The organism is Frankia sp. EI5c (assembly GCF_001636565.1).
Lineage (GTDB): Bacteria > Actinomycetota > Actinomycetes > Frankiales > Frankiaceae > Parafrankia.
In genome coordinates, this window is record NZ_LRTK01000048.1 from 1 (window position 1) to 3484 (window position 3484).

At 72.5% G+C, this 3484-nt stretch carries 3 protein-coding genes and 1 pseudogene; all 4 read right to left on the minus strand.

The window, feature by feature from the left end:
- A partial coding sequence (locus UG55_RS18920; protein WP_157901534.1) for a single-stranded DNA-binding protein occupies window positions 1-105 on the minus strand: 105 nt, incomplete at its 3' end.
- Between the two features lie 30 nt (window positions 106-135).
- The gene (rpsF, locus tag UG55_RS18925) at window positions 136-462 is read right to left on the minus strand and encodes a 30S ribosomal protein S6 (RefSeq protein ID WP_255360504.1); all 327 of its coding nucleotides are present in this window, start codon (window positions 460-462) and stop codon (window positions 136-138) included.
- 126 nt (window positions 463-588) lie between these two features.
- On the minus strand, window positions 589-885 hold the full coding sequence (locus UG55_RS18930; protein ID WP_066070947.1) for a hypothetical protein: 297 nt from the start codon (window positions 883-885) through the stop codon (window positions 589-591).
- A gap of 136 nt (window positions 886-1021) precedes the next feature.
- Window positions 1022-2126: pseudogene (locus tag UG55_RS39200) on the minus strand (hypothetical protein); the annotation flags it as partial.
- Between the last annotated feature and the right edge of the window lie 1358 nt (window positions 2127-3484).

Here is a 3484-nt window from a genome sequence, read left to right on the forward strand (position 1 = left end):
GGAGGCGACCGTGAAGCTCGCGACCGCCGCACCGTTCGGCGTGAAGCGGAGCTCGGGGTCGTTGGTCAGGTTGCCGACAACCGTGATCACGGTCTCACCGGCCATGGTCACGCTCCCCTCGCTGGGCGGCCCGCGTCATGCCGCCGCCCGGCGGCTCACCCGCGGCGCCTTCGGCTCGGGCAAGCGGATCACCTTCGTCCGCAGCACCGACTCGTTCAGCACGAGCTGGCGGTCGAGCTCGGCGACGATGGCCGGCTCGGTGTGCAGATCGATGACCGCGTAGATGCCCTCGTAGCTCTTCGCGATCTCGTAGGAGAGCCTACGGCGGCCCCACACGTCGACCTTCTCGACGACCCCGCCGCCCTGGCGGACGACGTTGAGGTACTGGTCGAGCGAGGGAGCGACCGTGCGCTCCTCAAGCTCGGCGTCGAGGATCACCATCAGTTCATAGTGGCGTGACAAGGCTGAACCCACCTCCTGTGGACTCGAGCGGCCACGGATCACCCGTGGCAGGAGGAAACCGAGCGCCGGGAAGCGGGGCGCCGCGAAGGGGCCCGCACCGTCGGCACACGGTACGTCTGGTTGAGGTTACTCGACCCGGCCACGGCCGGTGGCGAGGCTCAGGAGCCGGATCACGCGCAGCCACACCGCCCCGACGCCGACCACGGCCACCAGGTCGAGGACGACCAGCAGTCCGTGCGCGTGCCGGGACGGTTCCGCCGCCACGAAGGCCAGGACGAGGAAGAGCACGGCCAGCCCGCCGGCGACGACGGCCGGCACCATGATCCCAGGCCCCGCAGCCGGCGCCGCAACCGGCGCCGCGGGGCCGGGCCGTCCCTCGTCAGGCCGTCCCTCGTCGTCCGCCACGACCCCATCCTCACCCATGCCCGGCCGTCCGGGCACGCATCCGATCATCCCGCCGTGTCGTGTGGTCAGTCGGCCTCGTGTGGTCGGTCGGCCTCGTGTGGTCAGTCGACCCAGTACCCCTGGGTGAAGGCCACGACGAAGACCACCATGAGCNGGGCGCACAGCCAGACATAGGCCCCCCGGACCCACGGCCGGCGCGCGCCCACCCGAGCCAGCAACAGGTACAGCGGGAAGGCGACGAGAATGCCACGGATCCCGGACGCGTAGTAGTTCGTGAAGCTCATGACGAGCGTCATGAGCCCGACGAACGTCGCCTCACCCCAGCGCCTGGTCCACAGCAGCACGCCGGTGAGCAGCACGCCGACGACCACCGCGGCGAGCTCACCGCGCCAGAACCAGACAAACGTGGACGCCCCGTCGCCGTCGAGCGCCGACTGCCAGGTTCTGGCCCAGCCGCTCCAGGGCCAGTCGACGGCCCGGTTCCAACCCGCGCGCATCGCGTCGGTGTAGGAGTCCCACCGCCCGCTGCGGACCCGCAGATAGATCAGGTAACCGGCGATCGGCAGCGGTGGCAGGGCGAGCGCCAGCGCCGGCCGGGCGACGATCGGTAGGCCAGCGGCGCGCCGCACGAGCACGTACTGCACGACCAGGGCGGCACAGAACGGGATGCCGGTCACCCGCGCCGAGGCCGCGGCCGCGCCCAGCAGCCCGGCGAGCAGCCAGCGTTCCCGCCGCGCGGCCAGCCAGGACGCGGCCGCGAACCCGAGGAAGAAGGCCTCGGAGTAGGCGGCGAACAGGAAGACCGCGTAGGGGAAGCAGATCAGCGCCAGGACCGCGAACCGGGCGTCGCTCCCGCCCACCTCGTCGGCCGCCAGACGCCACAGCGCGGCCACGCCGAGCGCGCCGACCACGAACGAGACCACGAGACCGGCGACGATCCAGTCGGGAACGACGAGGTGGACGGCGCGGATCGCCAGCGGGAGCCCCGGGAAGTCCACCTCGGTGCGGTCCTGGTACGACGGCGAAAGGTAACCGTAGCGGGCCACCTTGGTGAACAGGCCGACATCCCAGCGGTCCCACAGCGTGGTCAGCCCGGGAGCGTCACGGGCCGGATTGTTCGTCAGGAGGCGCGCGCCGGCCAGCGACGCGACAACCACCGCCACCCGGCTCGCCACCCACAGCGGCAACGTCGCGCGCACGCACTCCGGCAACCTCGCCCAGGCCAGCCGCCCACGGTCGGACACCCGCGCGCAGGTCACCCGCCCGCCCGCGGACCATTTCCCCCAGGTCCGCACCGCGGTCGTCACCCAGGTCGTCGCCGGGGGCGTCCGCGGGGGGCCGGTTCCCCCCGGGTCCCCCTCCCCGGGCTCGGGGACCTTCTCGGCCCCCACCCTCACCCCGCGTTCCAGGTCGGCCGGAACACCGACGGCTGCGCCGGGCCGCGATCCCCGGCAAGGCCGTCCGCCGCCAGACCGTCCGCCGCCAGGCCGACCGGCGCCGGGTCCTCCGGCGCCGGGTCCTCCGGCGCCGCGTCCTCCATGGCCAGGCCGTCCACCGGCCGCCTGGCGCCGGGCAGCAGGCTGCGGGCGCCGAACCGTCCCCCGCGCACGTCGGCGGCGCCGTCGAGAACCCCCCCGGCGGGATCGTCCAGTCCGTCCGCGCGGACGACGTCCAGCCCCGGTCGCAGGATCTCCCGCACCACGAACGCGGCGAGCACACACACGACCAGGTCACGCAGGACCACGGCGCCGACGAACCAGCCGCGGTCGATGCCGTCGGCACCGGACGTGTCGTTGTAGATGAAGTGCATGAACCGGGTGAACAGCACCCAGATCTCGCAGAGCTGCCAGAGCAGGAACAGCCGCCAGCGCGGCCTGGCGAGCGCCACCAGCGGCAGCAGCCAGATCGTGTACTGCGGCGAGAAGACCTTGTTCGTCAGCAGGAAGGCGATGACGAGCAGGAGCACGATCTGCGGAACCCGCGGCCGCCGCGGGGCCAGCAGCGTCAGTGCGAGGATTCCGCCGATCGCCAGGACGAGAGCCAGCGCGGTCACGATGTTCAGCGTCCGGACCGGGATGCCGTGCTCGTGCACCGCGTCCAGCAGCAGCGGCGTGGCCACGGCCAGCACCAGCCAGCACACCAGCGCGGTGCCGATGACCTGCGGCTTCAGCGAGGACCACCGCCTGATCGCCAGCCCGGCGAACCCCCCGGCGATCGCCAGCCCGAGCAGCANGACGACCAGGTGCGCCGGCGCGAACCAGCCCGTGTCGTACTTCCCGGCCGCCCAGGACAGGGCGAAGGCCAGCGAGTCCCAGTCCGCCCCGCGCTCGGAGTTGAGCTCGAAGAAGCGCTGCAGGCCGTTGTGGCCGCCCTGGTACTCGCCGTCGAGCAGCGCGGTCCAGTCGCCACCGCCCCAGAAGGTGCTCCAGATGCCGTCGCTGACCTTGGTCGAGTCGTCGAAGTAGCCGGCGGTGAGCCACACCGGCAACATCACCAGGGCCGCCGTGCCGCCCGCGTAGAGCGTGGCGCGGCCGATCTCCCGCATCCGCCCGGCCCGCAGGCACAGCGCGGCCAGCCCGACGAGGAAGAAGACCGGGTAGAGCTTCGTGACGATGCC

Bases quoted from the DNA above. Each gene is read 5' to 3' on its own strand.
- UG55_RS18930 (WP_066070947.1), bottom strand. From the start codon at position 885: ATGGGTGAGGATGGGGTCGTGGCGGACGACGAGGGACGGCCTGACGAG.